This window comes from Pedobacter sp. V48 (assembly GCF_000523515.1).
Taxonomy (GTDB): Bacteria; Bacteroidota; Bacteroidia; order Sphingobacteriales; family Sphingobacteriaceae; genus Pedobacter.
In genome coordinates this window covers 180,220-197,964 of sequence record NZ_AWRU01000006.1, presented here as the reverse complement: position 1 = coordinate 197,964, position 17,745 = coordinate 180,220, and the positions used below count along the sequence as shown (strand labels likewise).

At 37.7% G+C, this 17,745-nt stretch carries 12 protein-coding genes and 4 pseudogenes; 9 read left to right on the top strand and 7 right to left on the bottom strand.

Features of this window, described 5'->3' with window-relative positions:
* Positions 1-15: 15 nt before the first annotated feature.
* The 4 genes and pseudogenes from N824_RS06090 to N824_RS06075 all read right to left on the bottom strand — a co-directional run bounded on the left by N824_RS06090 (position 16) and on the right by N824_RS06075 (position 5,102).
* Positions 16-1,899: pseudogene (locus tag N824_RS06090) on the bottom strand (SusC/RagA family TonB-linked outer membrane protein).
* A gap of 165 nt (positions 1,900-2,064) precedes the next feature.
* Positions 2,065-3,459: pseudogene (locus tag N824_RS06085) on the bottom strand (carboxypeptidase-like regulatory domain-containing protein).
* Between the two features lie 131 nt (positions 3,460-3,590).
* Complete coding sequence (locus N824_RS06080; RefSeq protein ID WP_048904253.1) at positions 3,591-4,505, bottom strand: FecR family protein; 915 nt, start codon at positions 4,503-4,505, stop codon at positions 3,591-3,593.
* A gap of 54 nt (positions 4,506-4,559) precedes the next feature.
* A complete protein-coding gene (locus tag N824_RS06075) occupies positions 4,560-5,102 on the bottom strand; it encodes an RNA polymerase sigma-70 factor (RefSeq protein WP_048904252.1) in 543 nt (180 codons plus the stop codon).
* Positions 5,103-5,635: 533 nt separating this feature from the next.
* Here N824_RS06075 and N824_RS06070 point away from each other — a divergent pair.
* The 6 genes and pseudogenes from N824_RS06070 to N824_RS06045 all read left to right on the top strand — a co-directional run bounded on the left by N824_RS06070 (position 5,636) and on the right by N824_RS06045 (position 11,835).
* Positions 5,636-6,142 (top strand): CAP domain-containing protein, encoded by a 507-nt coding sequence (locus tag N824_RS06070; RefSeq protein ID WP_235207006.1) that lies wholly within the window; start codon positions 5,636-5,638, stop codon positions 6,140-6,142.
* 98 nt (positions 6,143-6,240) lie between these two features.
* A pseudogene (locus N824_RS06065) lies at positions 6,241-8,169 on the top strand (LTA synthase family protein).
* Between the two features lie 4 nt (positions 8,170-8,173).
* Positions 8,174-8,656: a GtrA family protein gene (locus N824_RS06060; RefSeq protein WP_048904250.1), complete on the top strand. Its 483-nt coding sequence runs from the start codon at positions 8,174-8,176 to the stop codon at positions 8,654-8,656.
* An 85-nt stretch (positions 8,657-8,741) separates the two neighbouring features.
* Positions 8,742-10,529 carry an aromatic amino acid hydroxylase gene (locus tag N824_RS06055; protein ID WP_048904249.1) on the top strand — a complete coding sequence of 596 codons (1,788 nt, stop codon included), beginning with the start codon at positions 8,742-8,744 and terminating at the stop codon, positions 10,527-10,529.
* Positions 10,529-11,230, top strand: coding sequence for an SDR family oxidoreductase (locus N824_RS06050; RefSeq protein ID WP_048904248.1), 702 nt, complete (start codon positions 10,529-10,531; stop codon positions 11,228-11,230). The genes N824_RS06055 and N824_RS06050 overlap by 1 nt, the downstream gene beginning before the upstream one ends.
* 62 nt (positions 11,231-11,292) lie before the next feature.
* Positions 11,293-11,835 (top strand): C40 family peptidase, encoded by a 543-nt coding sequence (locus tag N824_RS06045; RefSeq protein WP_048904247.1) that lies wholly within the window; start codon positions 11,293-11,295, stop codon positions 11,833-11,835.
* On the opposite strand, the pseudogene N824_RS06040 reads toward N824_RS06045, so the two are convergent.
* Both N824_RS06040 and N824_RS06035 read right to left on the bottom strand, forming a co-directional pair.
* Positions 11,830-12,666: pseudogene (locus tag N824_RS06040) on the bottom strand (flavin reductase family protein). The gene N824_RS06045 and the pseudogene N824_RS06040 sit on opposite strands and share 6 nt — an antisense overlap.
* Positions 12,667-12,763: 97 nt before the next feature.
* Positions 12,764-13,762, bottom strand: a complete 999-nt coding sequence (locus tag N824_RS06035) for a fumarylacetoacetate hydrolase family protein (RefSeq protein ID WP_048904245.1) — start codon at positions 13,760-13,762, stop codon at positions 12,764-12,766.
* A gap of 330 nt (positions 13,763-14,092) precedes the next feature.
* On the opposite strand from N824_RS06035, the gene N824_RS06030 reads away from it, so the two are divergent.
* Genes N824_RS06030 through N824_RS06020 form a run of 3 tightly spaced genes read left to right on the top strand, consistent with a single transcriptional unit; the run spans position 14,093 to position 17,389 of the window.
* Positions 14,093-15,259: a homogentisate 1,2-dioxygenase gene (locus tag N824_RS06030; RefSeq protein WP_048904244.1), complete on the top strand. Its 1,167-nt coding sequence runs from the start codon at positions 14,093-14,095 to the stop codon at positions 15,257-15,259.
* Positions 15,260-15,297: 38 nt separating this feature from the next.
* Complete coding sequence (hppD, locus tag N824_RS06025) at positions 15,298-16,428, top strand: 4-hydroxyphenylpyruvate dioxygenase (RefSeq protein ID WP_048904243.1); 1,131 nt, start codon at positions 15,298-15,300, stop codon at positions 16,426-16,428.
* Positions 16,429-16,462: 34 nt separating this feature from the next.
* A complete protein-coding gene (locus tag N824_RS06020; RefSeq protein WP_235207005.1) occupies positions 16,463-17,389 on the top strand; it encodes a YihY/virulence factor BrkB family protein in 927 nt (308 codons plus the stop codon).
* Here the strand turns inward: N824_RS06020 and N824_RS06015 are convergent.
* Complete coding sequence (locus N824_RS06015) at positions 17,386-17,667, bottom strand: hypothetical protein (protein WP_048904242.1); 282 nt, start codon at positions 17,665-17,667, stop codon at positions 17,386-17,388. The genes N824_RS06020 and N824_RS06015 overlap by 4 nt on opposite strands.
* Between the last annotated feature and the right edge of the window lie 78 nt (positions 17,668-17,745).

Genomic DNA, 17,745 nt, shown 5'->3' with positions numbered 1-17,745 from the left:
TACTTCCTACTTGAGTTAAAAATTAAAATTCAAACCAAAAGAAAAGGTTTTTTGGAAGGGATATATGGTTCCGTCCAATCCTTCCGGATCCAGATTTGCTTTAATATGTGACACACCAAATACGTTCTCTGCACTGAAATAAACGCGCACTTTATCTATTTTCATTCTATTAGTGAGTGTTTTTGGCAAGGTATAGCCAACAGTGAGATTCTTCAAACGAAGGTAAGATGCGTCCTGAAGATATTTGGTTTGTGGATTACCAAGTTCTGTTCCATCTTCTGCAATGTAAGCTTTAACTCTTGGGAAGTAAGCATCTGGTGTCTCAGGTGTCCAGTGATCAAGATTGTGTACCTGAACGTTTGTCCAAGGCTGAGCATATACGCCCCAGAAATAGTGGTTACCTGCATTTGGGTACCAATCCCTTTTACCTACACCTTGAAAAAATAAACGTATATCAAAACCTTTCCAACCTGCATTAAGATCAGCTCCATAATAATAACGTGCTCTGTTATTACCTATGATCTTCTGATCACCATGATCTGCTAGTGTATTTTTACCTTTATCTACCTTGCCATCACCGTTAATATCCTTAAACTTTAAATCTCCTACATCAAACTTATACCCCGTATCATCAGCGCCAACAGCAGTCTGATCAGCATGGCTGGCTAATTCCTCTTTATTCTGAAAGAAGCCTTCTGTTTCCAAGCCCCATATCTCGCCTATTTCCTTACCCACATAATGATCAGACAAAAGACCATTCGGATTGTCATATTTAGTGATGTATGATCTGCTGTCAGCAAGACTTAGCTTTAACCCATAATAGAACTGACTATTATCCATCGTAAAGGTATCATTCCATCCAATTCTAAATTCCCATCCTTTGGTTTTCAGATTGGCCGCATTTACACTTGGTTCCGTTACACCAAACGGGCCAGGCAACGTTTTACCTTTGGTAAGCATCCCTTCAGTATACCTTGTATAAGCATCAAAGTTTATTTCAAGTCGGTTTTTAAAAAAACCCAGATCTCCACCAAAATTAATGGTCGACACCTTCTCCCAAGTTAAACTGGAAGCCACTGCTCCGGGAGGATTTACACCAATAGGTCTTTTACCATCCAGAATCTGGCCAATCTGACCTGAGCCCATTCCTGGAATATATGAATAGGCACTTACATCTTGATTACCAAGCGCGCCATAAGAAGCACGTAGTTTCAACAATTCAAGGCCTATACTTTCGGCTAAAGGCTCAAAAAATTTCTCTCTGTTAACGACCCAAGCTGCAGAAGCTGAAGGAAAGAAGCCCCATCTATCGTCTGTAGGGAAACGAGATGTACCGTCATAGCGACCATTCAGCTCAAGTATATATTTATCATCATAAATGTAATTTAATCGATAAAACCAACCTCTTACCGCCCAGTCAGTAATAGATTCACTTCCTGTCATATCGCCGGTTGCCAAAGCCACTGAGGACAATGTGTTACTGATTAGATTTTTGCGATTTACCCAATTACTGTTCTCATATCTATACTCCTGGTTAAAACCTGCTAATACTTGTACATAATGCTTTTTAGCAAATGTCTTATGAAAATCAGTGTAGACATTGAAAATGTTATGCCTTACTAATCCATTGTCATTCTGTGCCCAGGTAGGGTTCGCCCCTGCATAACCTATCGTTGAGTTTGGCCCATTTTTATAGGGAACAAGGATATCAAAAGATCTTCCGCTAGAATTTATTCTCCTGAATGTTGCATCAGCCTTTACATCCCAAACTCCATCAATAATCCCTGCAGTTGCATTGAAAGTTGTTTSANNAWGTTSTYTRWWSWNGNAAYAWNAYGRCYWSCWTCWWRAASWMWRMMSNAATNGTRSWWRYCYNTGNTGAWSTSYWWYKMMSNTCAGKWWWTKKWRNTACRTYYAAAGAACTCTGTCTGTTTATATTATGAAAAAGGTCAAACCCACTTAAAACAGAGGCGTCGTAAGTATTAGACATGAATGAAGTATTGTTTCCAACATTTAGCCATTTTCTGACCTGGTAATCAGCTTTAGCTCTAAGGTTGTAACGGTCTAAAATATCATTTCCGTATTGCAACATCCCATCMKWTCTWARNNATACTCCGAAGACATATAGTAGCTCAATTTATCATCACGCTTAGAGAGGCTCATGTTGGCACTGTAAGTGGGTGCGTTCTTGTTGTAAACCTCATCAAGCCAATTTGTTGATCCATAATACATCCATGCATTAGGATCTGTTGGAGAAACAATTACTGATGGTAAGGACAGATTTTCAGATCTTTTCTTGGCATATTCTCTAACATTGTCAGGATACAGGTTGTACAATGGATAAGCTGCATCATGCTTATATTCCATAACCAGAAGCGGATCTGTGACGATCTCAGGTACATTACCCAATGTTCTTACAGCATAGTAAGCATTGGCAGATACTTTCAACTGATCACTTTTTGCTTTTTTTGTCGTAATTAAAATTACCCCAAAAGCTCCTCTAGCACCATAAATGGCAGCAGACGCTGCATCTTTAAGCACGGAAACACTCTCAATATCATTTGGGTTTAAAGCCATTAATTCATTGGCTGTAAACGGCACATTGTCTACAAGAATATATGGAGATCCACCATTAAGAGACGTATAACCCCGAATGTTAAAGGTAGGCGCACTATTTGCCTGTCCGCTTGTTATGTTTACATTGAGGTTGGGTATTAAGCCTTGCAGACCTGCACCAATATTGGGGAAAGGTCTGTTTTCAATTTCTTTACTCGTTATACCATCAACTGCACCGCTCAAATTTACTTTTTTCTGTGTACCGTAACCTACAACAACAACCTCGTTCAAAATCTTCTGATCATCTTTTAAAATGATATTGATTTGCTGCTGTGTGCCTGTTACAACTTCCTGGGAAGTTAAGCCCATATAAGAAAACACTAGTATGTCGGAAGAAGAATTAACATTGATCTCAAAAGCACCATTAGCATCAGTAGTGACAGAACTAGTGGTCCCTTTAATTTGTACTGTTACTCCAGGCAATGGCATGCCTTTTTCATCGGTTACTTTTCCTTTAATCAATTGTTTCTCACCCAATAACTCATTTCTCTTTCTAAAAATTACAATGTTCGAATCCATCTCCCGGTACGAAAAGGGAGTATGGCCAAGTAACTGTGTCAGTACCTCACTAAGTGGCTGATTGGCTACATCGATTACTATTCCCTTTACCTTTCGTAGTTCGTTGTTGTTATAAGAAAAGTCAAGCTTACTTGTTTTACTGATCTTTTCAATTGCTCTCTCTAATGATTCGCCTTTAAGGTTGAGAGTTACCTTAACATCTTTAAGATTCTGGCTAAAAACAGTCTCCGCTAAAAGAGTACCTGCGGAGGTAAGTAAAGAAGCAAACACTATTAATCCTACCTTCATTATCTTAAGAATTAGTGTAGTAATGTTTTTTTTCATATTTTTAATCGTTTTATAGTTTAAATGAAACACAAAACAGCGAAACGGAAGATTTTTCGACGAACTACCCGCATGCTGTACATTTAGATCAGTATCTGCTCCAACAGGTACTGATCATTATTTTTTCTGAACTAATTACATCCGTTTCCTGTTATCAGCACCTCCTTTTCTTTAATTTTATAAGTAATACCCTGAATCATGGCTATCAGGTCTAAAGTTTCTTCAAGGCTTTGCTTCGCGTTGATATTGAAGGTATTCTGACAATTCTTAAATATTTCCTTGTCATAATCTATTTTAACTCCGTATGCATTTTCAACAGCGAGAACAGCCTCCTCAAAATACACTCCGTTTAAATTAACCTTGCCATTATTCCATTCCGTTTTTTCAACGGCCTTAGTCGTAAGTGTTTTCGGCTTGCGGGTAACTTTGTTATACACCACCTCTTGATTGGGGATAAGTACACTGATCTGTTTCTGATGATCGCTTACCGCTACCTTTCCGGTTACAACAGATACCGAGGCAGTAGAGAGGCTTTTATAAGATTTTACAATAAATGATGTTCCCAGAACAAATGTTTTTAACGATGAGGACTCAACAATAAACGGTACTTTTTCATTATGTACCACATTAAAGAACCCCTCTCCGTCTTCCAGATAAACTATCCTTTTCGCGCCAAACTTTTTAGGGTATTTTAGAGTACTCGCGGCGTTAAGCCAAACGGTTGAACCATCGGGCAGGGTAACCAATTGGGTTTTGCCCATCGGCACTTTGACTATAACAAAGTCGTTGGCTTTAAAATGGGAATTGTAATAAAACAGGATACCTGCCGAGAGCAATATGAAGCTAATGGCAGCCGCCATGGACATCATCAATTTCTTACTTATGCCTTTTTTGTTTGCAGATTGCATGTGAGCATGCCTGCTTGCAGTAATGCGCGCAAGCATTTCCTGGCGTAACTGCTCTTTGTCATCCTGATCTTCAAAAAATTCTGAAGGATCAGAAATGCCAAATTCTTTATAGATTTCTTTTTTATTCTTAGCGTCCATTCTAAATACATAACGAACAGGAATTAAAGAGGTACTATGTAAAAATAAAATATTTTAATTAGCCTGGTATTTTGACCTAAGCCTTTTAAGAGCACTCGTAATTTGATTTTTTACGGTTTGGGAAGAAATGGATAATTTACCCGCTATTTCATTAACCGAAAGCTGTTCTTCCCTACTCATTAAAAACACCTTTCGCATTCCGGAAGGCATATCTTGAATTTCTAATTGTAGTTGCTGAGCCATGTCCTTAGATACAAGTTGGTCAAACACATCATTATCTGCGAAAGAATGGGTCTTTATTGCCTCGTCGTCGTGCTTAATACGAAGCGTTTGCCTGCGATTGAGGTCGGTAAGCTTATTTTTAAGGATCACGTAAATGTATCCAACAAATGTAGTGGTAATATTGATTGAATGACGTTTAACCCAGATGAGCATAAACAGATCATGTACAACATCCTTTGCCTCTTCACGGTCATTTAGTTTTTTACATGCAACAGCATATACCAAATCCCAATAGCGTGCATAAATTTCATTAAATGCATCATCGCTATCATCCTTTAGTAAATCTAATAAAGCTAAATCAGTCAGGCCCTTCAAAAGATGTTGGTTTTAAAATCGTTTGGTCATCACAATGTATTAAAAATTTCAACAAAAGTAAAACTCTAAAAAAGGTTAAAGACTAACAATACATTAACTTTTTATTAACTTATGGAAACTATTTAAAATTTCGCATCGCTTTCGATTTGCCCTGATTCTTAAGCTAAAACGGATGTGCTTTAACTTTAATACATTGCACTTACTGCATAAACAGAGATTGTTCTATTATTTAAATAGTCCTAAATAAATTTACTCAAATGATATACCCACATCAAATGCTGGCATAAACATGATAGCATTACTTATTGTAACCCCAAGTATGGCCTGGCTTTTGCTATTTGTCAAAACATGAAACTGTTTTCGATATCTATCCTTTTTCTATTTTCTATTTTCACAAATACACAAGTCAAAAACACATCCGACGACTACACATGGTCTAAAGAGGAGCTAAAAATGGCAAATACCNGCNARGNAKCKSCAGTTACCTTACCGGGGAAGAAAAGGATCTGGTTATCTATATGAATCTGGCACGTATGGATGGCGAAAAATTTTTTAATACTTATTTTCAGGATTTTGTGGAGGCATACAACAAAAAGGCCATGAAGTATAGCAACTATGATGAGCTTAAGATAACCTCAAGTAACAAGTATTACAGGAGTCTGGCGCAGCAGATTAGAGCGGTAAAAGATCTTCCAATGCTTTGGCCAGATGAAGCTTTAAGCATAGTAGCCAAACAACATGCAAGGGACATGAACCGCAACAATTTTAGTGGGCACAATTCTAGTGACGGAAGGTCGGTTAAAGACAGAATATCAGAGATTTATCCTAAAAGATCCAATGGTGAAAACCTTGCATTTGGCTTTTCTTCCGGTCTCGACAATATTTGTATGTTATTACTTGACAAAGGTGTTCCAGATCTTGGACATAGAAAAATGATCTTAAATGATTCTTATGGGTTAAACTACATTGGTGTTAGCATTCAACCTCACAGAAAATACGGCTATTGTGCGGTAATCGATTTTGTGGCATTACCCAGGTAATTCCTCGTCATCAATATTTCAAAAAGAACATATCGTAAATTTATTGTTAACAAATCGTTTCCAAAATACTTAGTTTTACTGCCTCTAATTAAAGGCAGTTGAAAATTAAGAACACAAAAGAGGTAAACCTTTACCTGGCACTGGCATATCGGTTTTTTATTGTATTGGTTTTATATACGCTTTGCAGATTGGGCTTTTATGCCTTTAACCATGGCTTATTTCAAGGCATTACATTTCCTAAATATCTTGTTATCCTATATGGAGGTGTCAAGTTTGATGTCTCTGCCCTGCTGTACATTAACCTTATATTTATATTATTACATGTTATCCCCTTCCCTTTCAGGTACGAGGAAGGATATCAAAGGTTCTGCAAATGGCTTTTCATTATTACCAATAGTATAGGTATAATGGCCAACTTTGCTGATTTTGCCTATTATAAGTATACCTTAAAGCGTACCACAGCAACAGTTTACAGTCAGTTTAAAAACGAGCAAAACAAGCTTAAACTATTAGGTGACTTTCTTGCCGACTATTGGTACCTTCTGATCCTTTTTGCAGTGTTTGTATGGTTATTTGTTAAGCTCTACGAGCTTGTTAAAATTAACAAACCGCCACGTTTCACCTGGCCTGTATATTTGTTACATACCGCACTTATGTTCGGTGTAGCGTTGGCCTGTCTTACAGGAATAAGAGGTGGCTGGGGTTTTGGAACAAGGCCAATTACCCTAAGTAATGCCGGTGAATTTGTGGATACACCCGATCAGATGAACCTGGTTTTAAACACGCCATTTTGCATTTTCAGAACACTCAAAGCTTCTAAGTTAAAACCGGTTCATTTTTATGATGAACAGACATTAAACTCTATTTACAATCCGGTTCACATGCCGGCTGATACAGGTAAGTTTAAGCCACTCAATGTAGTTTTTCTAATCATCGAAAGTTTAGGCAAAGAGCATGTCGGAAGCCTAAATACTGATCTGGACGGAGGAAAGTACAAAGGCTACACTCCTTTTCTTGATTCTTTGATTTCGCAGAGTTATACCTTCACCCATACGTATGCCAACGGACGCAAATCTATTGATGCCCTGCCTTCTGTTATTACTGGCGTTCCAAGTATCAGAGAGCCCTTTATTCTTTCCATTTATTCTGGCAATAAAACTACCAGCATCGCTAAATTATTAGGCGACAAGGGCTACGAAACGGCATTTTTTCATGGCGCCCCAAATGGATCAATGGGTTTTTCATCGTACACCCACCTTGCAGGTATAAAACATTACTTCGGGCAAAACGAGTATAAAAAAACTGGTGATACTGATGGTACCTGGGGAATTTGGGATGATCCTTTTATGCAGTACATGGCGCAAACCATGAATACTTTTAAACAACCATTCTTTTCAAGTTTCTTCTCGTTATCATCCCATCATCCTTTTAGATTACCTGACGAGTATAAAGGTAAATTTCCTAAAGGCCCTCTTCCTGTACAAGWMWTYYKWKSTTATACCGATATGGCTTTACGTAACTTTTTTAAAACGGTGTCAACAATGCCTTGGTATAAAAACACGCTGTTTGTTCTTTGTGCGGACCACGCAACGGTGTCTTACTTCCCAGAGTATCAAACAACACCGGGATATTTTTCAATTCCAATTGTGCTGTATTATCCAGGCGGAAACTTAAAAGGAAAGGCCGACAAAGTTGCGCAGCAAATAGATATTATGCCGACAGTATTAAACTATTTACATTACGATAAACCATATTTTGCATTAGGCTTTGATGCATTTAAAGAAGGGAATGATAATTTTGCTGTAAATAATAACGATGGCACTTTTAGCTTCTACCAGGGCGATTATCTGTTGATTAATGATGGGAAAGAAAATAGCGCTTTGTATAATTTAAAAACAGATCGTTTAACAAAAAACAACATTCTGGAAAAAGAACCGTTAATTGCAGAGAAAATGGAAAAATACCTGAAAGCATTTATCCAGCAATACAACAACAGGATGATTGAAAATAAACTAACAGCAAATTAATTGCATGCGGAAAGCCTTATTAAAAATAATAGACTTCTTTTATCCCCCATTTTCTCGTTGGTTACCGATTCATACATTCAGATACATGGTGTCTGGTGGTACTACTGCGGCCACTGGAATTGTAGTATATTATATTTGCTATAACTGGATATTGCATCAAAAAGATGTTCATCTATCGATACCATTCTTTCCGAACTTAATAACCGCACCAACAGCAGCTTTGGCCATAGAATCTGTAATTACTTTCTTTATTGGTTTTGTATTAAATAAGTATCTGATTTTCACAAAATCAGATTTAAAAGGCCGGATCCAGTTGTTTAGATATGGTTCAGTAGTAGCAACAAATATTCTGCTTAATTACGCCTTACTTAAGGTATTTTTATCTTTCGGGTTCTATCCAACCATTTCAAAGATTATCATTACCACTATTCTAACTGTTTTCAGTTATTTTTCTCAAAAGCATTTTTCGTTTAAAGCAAAAAAGTAGACCATAATATCTATTATTCAATTAATTTTACTTGTTTAAAGCGCGTTATACCATTAACTTAGTCAATTAATACAAGAATTTAGTAATGAGTAATTTTAATGACTTTAATAATCCACAAGTAGCTAAGTTGCCAGCGCATCTAAAGCAATTTATTGTAGAACAACACTACGAGAAATATACGCCGGTAGATCAAGCAGTTTGGCGATATGTGATGCGTCAAAATTACAGCTATTTAAAACATGTTGCTTATTATCCGTATATAAAGGGCTTACAGCGGGCAGGCCTTAGTATCGAACATATACCTGATTTACAAAACATGAACGACAATCTTGGCAAAATAGGTTGGGGTGCAGTTACTGTTGATGGATTTATCCCTCCTTCGGCGTTCATGGAATATCAGGCATGCCGTGTACTTGTCATTGCAGCTGATATTCGTCAGATTAACCATATAGAATATACTCCTGCTCCCGATATTATTCATGAGTCAGCAGGTCATGCACCAATTATTGCAGATACTGATTATAATAATTACCTGAGTTATTTCGGCTCTATTGGTGCAAAAGCGATGTTCTCTTCAAAGGATTTTGAATTGTATGAAGCCATCCGACACCTCTCTATATTAAAAGAGGCTGCTGATGTTCAGGAACAGGAAATTGCAAAGGCTGAACAGCGCTTACAGCAAATCTCTGAAGACATGGGCGAGCCTTCAGAAATGGCTTTGTTGAGCAGATTACATTGGTGGACCGTAGAATATGGCCTGATAGGCACTTTAGAAAACCCTAAGATTTACGGAGCTGGTCTGCTATCATCAATTGGAGAAAGTTCCTCGTGCATGAAGCCTGATGTACAAAAATTATGGTATAATAAAGACACCATAAATTACCCATATGACATTACTAAGCCACAGCCTCAGTTATTTGTGACGGAAACTTTCCAAAATCTGATTGATGTTTTAGAAGATTTTGCCGATACAATGGCGTTCAGGCGCGGAGGCTCAGAAAGCATTGTTAAAGCTATTGAATGTAAAAACCCTGCAACTGCTGTTTACAGTTCTGGTTTGCAAGTAACGGGTGTATTTACAGACATGGGTATCGACCAGAATGATGAGCTTACTTTTATAAAAACTACCGGACCATCTGCACTTGCTTTTGAGGGTCAACAACTTGAAGATCATGGCAAATTTCATCATAAAGATGGTTTCTCATCGCCAGTAGGCAAACTAAAGGGCATGGATACGCCGCTGGAAGATATGGATATGTTAGAATTATTGAAATGCGGGATCAAACCTTTTAATCTGGCCATTCTGGAGTTTGAAAGTGGTAATACCGTAAAAGGCATAGTCAAGATCATTCATCAGAAAAATAAAAAGACTTTCCTTATCAGGTTTGAAGATTGTACAGTTAAGGAAAGTAATGGAAATATACTTTTCCAGCCAGACTGGGGCGTATATGACATGGCCGTTGGAGCAACCATTGTTTCTGTATTTAATGGCGCTGCAGATAAAGGTTCTTATGAGGAAATCACCCATGTTAGCGATAAGCAAACTCATAAAATAAATTATGATGAGAATACGCAAAAGCTTCATAACATCTATAAAGGTGTGCGCTCAATAAGAGAAAATGAGGTAGGCTTTGAACAATTACCTGTTTTATTTGAAAAAGTAAAGACAGAACATCGCCAGGATTGGCTTTCTGCGCTTGAAATTCTTGAAATTTTACRSYATNWAAARCTWWKMYCKGAATTGGAAAAAGCGGTTCGCAATTATTTAGAGCTTAAGTCTGAGAACGAAGCTGAACATAAAAAACTGATTAATGATGGATTACATGTCATCGAAAATCCTGTTAGTCAATTAATCACTGAAGAAGATAATTAATGAATATAGTATTAACCGGCGCAAGCAGCGGAATTGGCTTTGAGGCCGCTTTAGAATTTACATTGAATAGTGAGAACAAGGTAGTATGTATTGCCAGATCTTCTGATAAGTTACGTAAACTTTTGGAAATAGCAAAAGGCATCAATCCTGATTGCACGCTGCTACCAGTAGAGTTTGATATTGTAAATGATGACTATGCAGCCCTAACCCCCTTTTTAAAAGAAAGGCTTGGTAAGATTGATATTCTAATAAATAATGCTGGTGCATTAATTAACAAACCATTTCTGGAAACTACTCATGCTGATCTTTATGAGATGTTTGAAAGCAATGTGGTTGGGCATTTTAGCATGATCCAAAACCTAATTCCTTTAATGGGCGAGGGTAGTCATATCGTAAATATTGGCAGTATGGGTGGATTCCAGGGAAGTGTTAAATTCCCGGGGCTTTCAGCCTATTCTTCGAGCAAATCTGCTTTACATACTTTAACTGAATGCCTTGCATTTGAATTGGCAGAAACTGGTATTAAAGTGAACTGCCTGGCGCTTGGTTCTGCACAAACAGAGATGCTTGAACAAGCATTTCCGGGTTACCAATCGCCGGTTTTAGCTTTCGAAATGGGCAAGTATGTGGCTGATTTTGCAAGAACCGGACATAAATTTTTCAATGGAAAAGTAATCCCTGTTGCAGTAACAACGCCATAATCAACAACTTATCAACATTTTCAGGGTTCAAAGATAATTTTAATATCTTTAACCCGATTGATATGAAGAAAACCATTATTCTATTCAGTGTAATACTTTTAAGTTTTACGGCAGCTAAGTCGCAAACTTCTATACCCGTTCAATTTCAGGAACTGGTGCATAAGCTTAGCCAGGAAGTACCAGAACAGGATAAAAAATCAACCATCACTACTTCGCCAAATCGCCTGTTGGAATTTGCAAGATCAATGCTTGGTATCCGATACCGGTCGGCTTCCAGTAGTCCTAGCAAAGGTTTTGATTGCTCTGGTTTTGTGAATTACGTTTTCAGCAATTTTGGTTTTAAAGTGCCCCGCTCATCCAGAGAGTTTGCGACAAGTGGTGAAGCCAAACAGCTAGAGGATGCAAAAATTGGAGATGTGATCCTATTCACTGGAACTAATAGCAGATCAAGAACCCCAGGCCATGTGGGGATTATCTATTCTATAGATGGAGATGAAATCAAATTCATTCATTCTTCTTCAGGAAAGAAAAGAGGAGTAACCATTACCAGTCTCGATGACGGCTTTTACAAAAAACGCTTTATAAAAGTAATCAGTATTCTATAACAGTACTATTTTTAGTGCTTCGCTTATGTTTCCCTGTGCCAACCAGTCCCTAGCAAGTTCATGTAGCTCCCGCTCGCGATTATTAGCATCACCAATAGTTGCGTCTAAAATCTCTTTAACTTCGGCAACACTTCTTACTGCATCAATCTCATCGTCTGTTGGCAAATGCTCTACATTACCAAGTTTTCCAAGATCATTACCCGTTAGTACAATTGAATTACGAACTGCTTTTGGTAATGCATCAACCCCTATTCCAAGTGTTGTCAGTGGCTTAGCTACTTTAAACAAATTTTCTGGTGTAACCCTGCAATACCAATCGCCCCCTAAACGTGCTACAAGATCAATTTTCGCCTGATCAATTTTTCCCTCTTCATCTAATATCTCTTCTTTAATGTGAATGAGCTTTACCTCAGCCAGTATAAGGTTACCTGCTCCTGGGTTTTCTCCCAGATGAATTACTTCCCTAACCACACACTCCATCTGCACAGGAGCCTCTGCAACCCTTGGCGGCTTAACCAATTGTGAAGGCAGCATGCTAAATCCGGCCTTTTCAAATTCATTTACTCCTTTTGGGTATTCAGTACTCGCTAAACTGGTTTGCTGTACCATTGGATAATTTACAATATTGATAACACACTCTTTTACTTCTAATATGTTTTCGAGCGTATGTTTGGTTGTATTATCGCGTACCCTTCTCGCCGGAGAAAATATACATAATGGCGGATTGGTACTWWMCMTAYWSRAMRMWCTNWMSGRKCTYAAATTGATATTTCCGGCCTGATCGATAGTTGTAGCAAAGCAAATTGGTCTGGGTGCAATTGCATACTGCATATAGTTCTGCAATTGCATAGGACTTAAATCTGAAGTATTGAGGGTAAGCATAAGGTTATTGAGGGTATATACTCCGTCATATCGACGAATGATTCATTTACTTCTTCTTCAAGGCCAAAATAGAAAAATCCGTATCGATCTTCTTAATGGTATTGCTTAAATGACCAAGACCGGTGATTTCCATTTCCACTACGTCACCGTCCTGCAGCCATTGAGGATTAAAATTTGGGTCATTTAATAAACCTGTACCGTTTAATTCAAGAAAACATCCAGTTCCTACAGTACCAGATCCTATTACATCGCCTGGTAAAATATCTACACCATAAGCACAGCGTTCAATAATTTCAGCAAAAGTCCAGTCCATATCTGCCATGTTCCCGGCAGAGACTTGCTTGCCGTTTACAGTACAAGTCATTTCCAGGTTATAAGCATTACCAGTATGCCCTGATTTTGCTGAGGTTTTGTATGCTAACAATTCATCAGGAGTTACCAGCCATGGCCCGATTACGGTGGAAAAATCTTTGCCTTTAGCCGGCCCGAGATTTAACAGCATTTCTTCCATTTGTAATGTCCTGGCACTCATATCATTCATAATGGTAAAACCAGCAATATAATCATCAGCCTCTGCAGCTGTAATATTTCTTCCTTTTTTGCCTATTACTATGGCCACCTCCAATTCAAAATCAAGTTTTTGGAAATGATCAGGCATACATTCAATTTCACCGGGGCCCTGAATGGCATTATGATTAGTGAAATAAAAGATTGGATATTGGTCAAATTCTGCAATCATATCAACTTTACGGTTCCTGCGGGCAGCGGCTACATGCTGACGAAATGCATAACCATCTCTGCACGAGGTTGGATGAGGTACCGGAGCAAGTAATTCAAAAAAGGCTTCCTGCTTTGGCGACAGCTCTCCGGATTTGATCTGAGTGTCAACTTTTTTTGCACGTTCCATCAAAACCTCACCACCTTGCAAAAAGGCATTCATCTCATCAGGTAATTGTTTATCACATGAATTTAAATTGTAAATGTGTCCGTTTACAAAAACACCAAGGTGTTCTCTGTCTTCTGTTTTATAGGATACCAGTTTCATAGGATCAATAGTTTTTTGTAGTTATTCAAATCTATATAAAAAATAAGGCAAACAGACTAAATAATTTTCTCAGAGAATTATCATCTACAATTTGTTGATTAGCAGATTAAATACTTAATTTAGCCACTGCAAAAGAAAAATGATACAAAGCAATTTTATATATCAGAGTCAGATCGCCAGGCAAGCATTGGCTTCATTTAGATATGCAATGCTTTCCAAAATCATTTTTGCGCAATATTCCCTTTAAGCTCCCCATCATCCGGCTTTATTTAAAACGTTTTGCACGTTTTAATCGTTATTAAATTACATTTTAACCAAATACCTACTGCTATGCCTATATATCATACCTTAGGAACTATACCTGCTAAACGCCATACTGTTTTTCGTAAACCAGATGGTAAATTATATGCAGAAGAATTAGTCTCTACTGAAGGGTTTTCAAGCTTATATTCACTTGTTTATCACTGCCACCCACCTACTATTGTAAAGTCACTAGGAGAACCATATTCTGTAGAGCCTAAGATTGCCCGTGAAAAACACTTACGCCATACCAGTTTAATCGGTTTTAATATCAAACCTGAAGATGATTATTTACAAAGCCGTAAACCCGTATTGGTAAACAGTGATTTACACATTTCTCTGGCTGCTCCGAGAAAATCAATGACTGATTATTTTTATAAGAATAGTCAGGCAGATGAGGTAATTTTTATTCATGAAGGTACTGGCACTTTAAAAACAGGCTTCGGTAAGATACGCTTCGAATATGGCGACTACCTGGTAGTACCACGGGGAACCATTTATCAAATGGAATTTGATGATGAAAAGAATCGTTTGTTTATTGTAGAAAGCTTTAGCCCTATCCGGTCGCCTAAGCGCTATCGTAATGAATATGGACAATTAATGGAGCACTCCCCTTATTGCGAGCGCGATATTAAACGACCAACAGATCTGGAGACCATTGATGAATTCGGTGATTTTAAGGTGCTGATTAAAAAACAAGGCCTAATGTATCCATATACCTACGGCACACATCCTTTTGATTTTATAGGATGGGATGGCTTTCATTACCCATGGGCATTCTCGATTCATAACTTCGAGCCGATTACTGGTCGTTTGCATCAGCCACCACCTGTTCATCAAACATTTGAAGGACACAATTTCGTAATCTGTTCTTTTGTTCCCCGCAAATACGATTATCATCCGCTTTCTATACCTGCGCCTTATAATCATAGTAATGTAGATAGTGATGAAGTTCTTTATTATGTCGACGGAGACTTTATGAGTAGAAAGAGTGTAGTTAAAGGCCAGATCACTTTGCATCCGGGAGGTATCCCTCATGGCCCACATCCAGGTGCAGTAGAAAAATCTATAGGCAAAGAAAGTACAGATGAGCTTGCTGTTATGATAGATCCTTTCAGACCGTTAATGCTTACTGAAGATGCAGTTAATATTGAGGATGAAAGTTATCATAAAAGCTGGCAGGAAAATATTGAGTAAAAAAACTGAAACTAACTTATTATTCAAATCATAGTAAAATGAGTACACAAACATTTGCAGAAAAGATTGCTAAAGCGCAAGATTTTCTTCCTATAAATGGAACAGATTATATAGAATTTTATGTAGGAAATGCCAAACAGGCTGCACATTTTTATAAAACAGCATTTGGCTTCCAATCATTAGCGTATGCAGGGCCGGAAACAGGGGTACGTGATCGGGCATCCTACGTACTACAACAAGGAAAAATCAGGTTGGTATTAACAACTGGGTTAAAATCTGACAATCAGATTTCCGAACATGTAAAAAAACATGGCGACGGAGTTAAAATATTAGCCCTGTGGGTAGATGATGCTTACAGCGCTTTTGAAGAAACCACCAAACGTGGCGCTAAACCTTATTTGGAACCTGTTACTAAAACTGATGAGCATGGTGAAGTACGTATGTCTGGTATTTATACCTACGGCGAAACTGTACATATGTTTGTTGAACGTAAAAACTACAATGGCTCCTTTTTACCCGGATATCGGGACTGGAATAGCGATTATAACCCTGTCGATGTGGGTTTACTTTATATCGATCACTGTGTAGGCAATGTGGGCTGGAACCGAATGAATGAAACCGTTAAATGGTACGAAGATGTAATGGGTTTTGTAAACATTCTTTCGTTCGATGACAAACAGATCAACACAGAATATTCTGCCCTGATGAGCAAGGTGATGAGTAATGGGAATGGCTACTCTAAATTTCCAATCAATGAACCAGCAGAAGGCAAAAAGAAATCGCAGATCGAGGAATATCTGGAATTTTATGAGGGCGAAGGGGTGCAACATATTGCTGTAGCAACGAAAGATATTTTAGCTACAGTAAAGGAATTAAAAGCGCGAGGGGTTGAGTTTTTAAGTGCACCACCTGAGGCCTATTACAGTATGATGCCGGATCGTGTTGGAGAAATTGATGAAGAAATAGTACAACTAAAAGAACTTGGAATTCTTGTAGATTGTGACGAGGAAGGCTATTTACTCCAAATATTCACTAAACCGGTTGAAGATCGTCCGACTTTATTCTTTGAAATCATACAGCGCAAAGGGGCTCAATCCTTTGGTGCAGGAAATTTCAAAGCATTGTTCGAGTCTCTGGAACGTGAACAAGAACTCAGAGGAAATTTATAAAAAAATAGCTACTTTCGGGGTTTAAGGCTATAATGTGGAAATAGAGATTACTAAGGTTAACAGGATAATGTTGTTTTGTACACACTTCAAAGCAGCATTTAAATTATTTCAGAAAAACGATCCATTGCGTTTAGCTGGAGCCACAGCCTTTTTTGCGAATTTTGCACTACCCCCTATCCTAATTATATTAATTAGACTTTTTGGGTATTTTATTGACAGAAAAATACTCGCTTCGAGAATGTTTGAACGCTTAGCCAGTATTTTGGACGATACCAGTACGGGACAAATCAGACAGACCTTAAGAAACATAAGAGGAATTGACCACAAATGGTATGCGACCTTACTCAGCTTTATTTTCTTCTTATTTGTAGCCACGACACTATTCACTGTAATTAAGAATTCTATGGATCAGATATGGTCCATTGCAAATAAAGAACATGCGGGTTTTATGTTTAAAATGAAGTTAAGAGCACGCTCAATGGTAATTATTTTACTGGCCGGACTTTTATTTACTATGGGCTTTATAACCGACAGTATTCAGGCATTTATAGGCTCATATATAAACACAGCAGCTCCTACTTTTGGAAAAATATTTCTATCGATATTAAATCAGCTTTTATTTATAGCTATTGTAATGATCTGGTTTACGGTATTATTTAGATTTCTAACGAATGGTAGGCCAACCTGGAAAGTAGCGCTAAAAGGTGGTCTGTTAACAGCCGTATTATTTACAATTGGTAAGTATATACTAAGAATAATGCTTCCACTTAGTGGAATAGGAAACATTTACGGTACTTCCGGTTCTATTGTTCTAATTATGTTGTTTGTATTTTATTCGTCTTTTATATTTTATTTTGGGGCCTGCTATATCAAGGTATTAAGCGACTCCAAAGAAACTCCCATACGCCCCATAAAAGGGGCGTTTGAATATGAGATAAAAGAAGTGTTAAAAAACACCTAGCATACCTGAGGTTTGGAAATCTGCTCGAATCCATGCATTTCAAATACTGCCAGCTTATTTAATAAATTGTAATGTAAAGTACCAAAGAAGTTAACAATCCCATCTTTGTTTTTACCTTCAATACAGATGTTTTCTTTAACAATCTCCTGGTGTTCTAATTTATGATCAGCAAGAAGGACATCTTCATCCTGAATTTTCACATCATCTGCCTCAATTGAGAACTGATTTAGCAGCTTAGAGAAGCTTTGGCCATTTAGCAATAGTTCTTTAATATTCATGATCAATTTGATTTAAGTAGGGACGGAAGCATCATCAATTTTAAAGCCAAAAAGAAAGGGTAAATGATTTACATTTAC

Excerpts from the sequence above, each read along its gene's own strand:
- N824_RS06035 (WP_048904245.1), bottom strand. The coding sequence starts at position 13,762 with ATGAAACTGGTATCCTATAAAACAGAAGACAGAGAACACCTTGGTGTT.
- N824_RS06015 (WP_048904242.1), bottom strand. The coding sequence starts at position 17,667 with ATGAATATTAAAGAACTATTGCTAAATGGCCAAAGCTTCTCTAAGCTG.
- N824_RS06060 (WP_048904250.1), top strand. The coding sequence starts at position 8,174 with ATGCGGAAAGCCTTATTAAAAATAATAGACTTCTTTTATCCCCCATTT.
- N824_RS06080 (WP_048904253.1), bottom strand. The coding sequence starts at position 4,505 with ATGGACGCTAAGAATAAAAAAGAAATCTATAAAGAATTTGGCATTTCT.
- N824_RS06030 (WP_048904244.1), top strand. The coding sequence starts at position 14,093 with ATGCCTATATATCATACCTTAGGAACTATACCTGCTAAACGCCATACT.
- N824_RS06045 (WP_048904247.1), top strand. The coding sequence starts at position 11,293 with ATGAAGAAAACCATTATTCTATTCAGTGTAATACTTTTAAGTTTTACG.
- N824_RS06050 (WP_048904248.1), top strand. The coding sequence starts at position 10,529 with ATGAATATAGTATTAACCGGCGCAAGCAGCGGAATTGGCTTTGAGGCC.
- hppD (WP_048904243.1), top strand. The coding sequence starts at position 15,298 with ATGAGTACACAAACATTTGCAGAAAAGATTGCTAAAGCGCAAGATTTT.
- N824_RS06070 (WP_235207006.1), top strand. The coding sequence starts at position 5,636 with ATGGATGGCGAAAAATTTTTTAATACTTATTTTCAGGATTTTGTGGAG.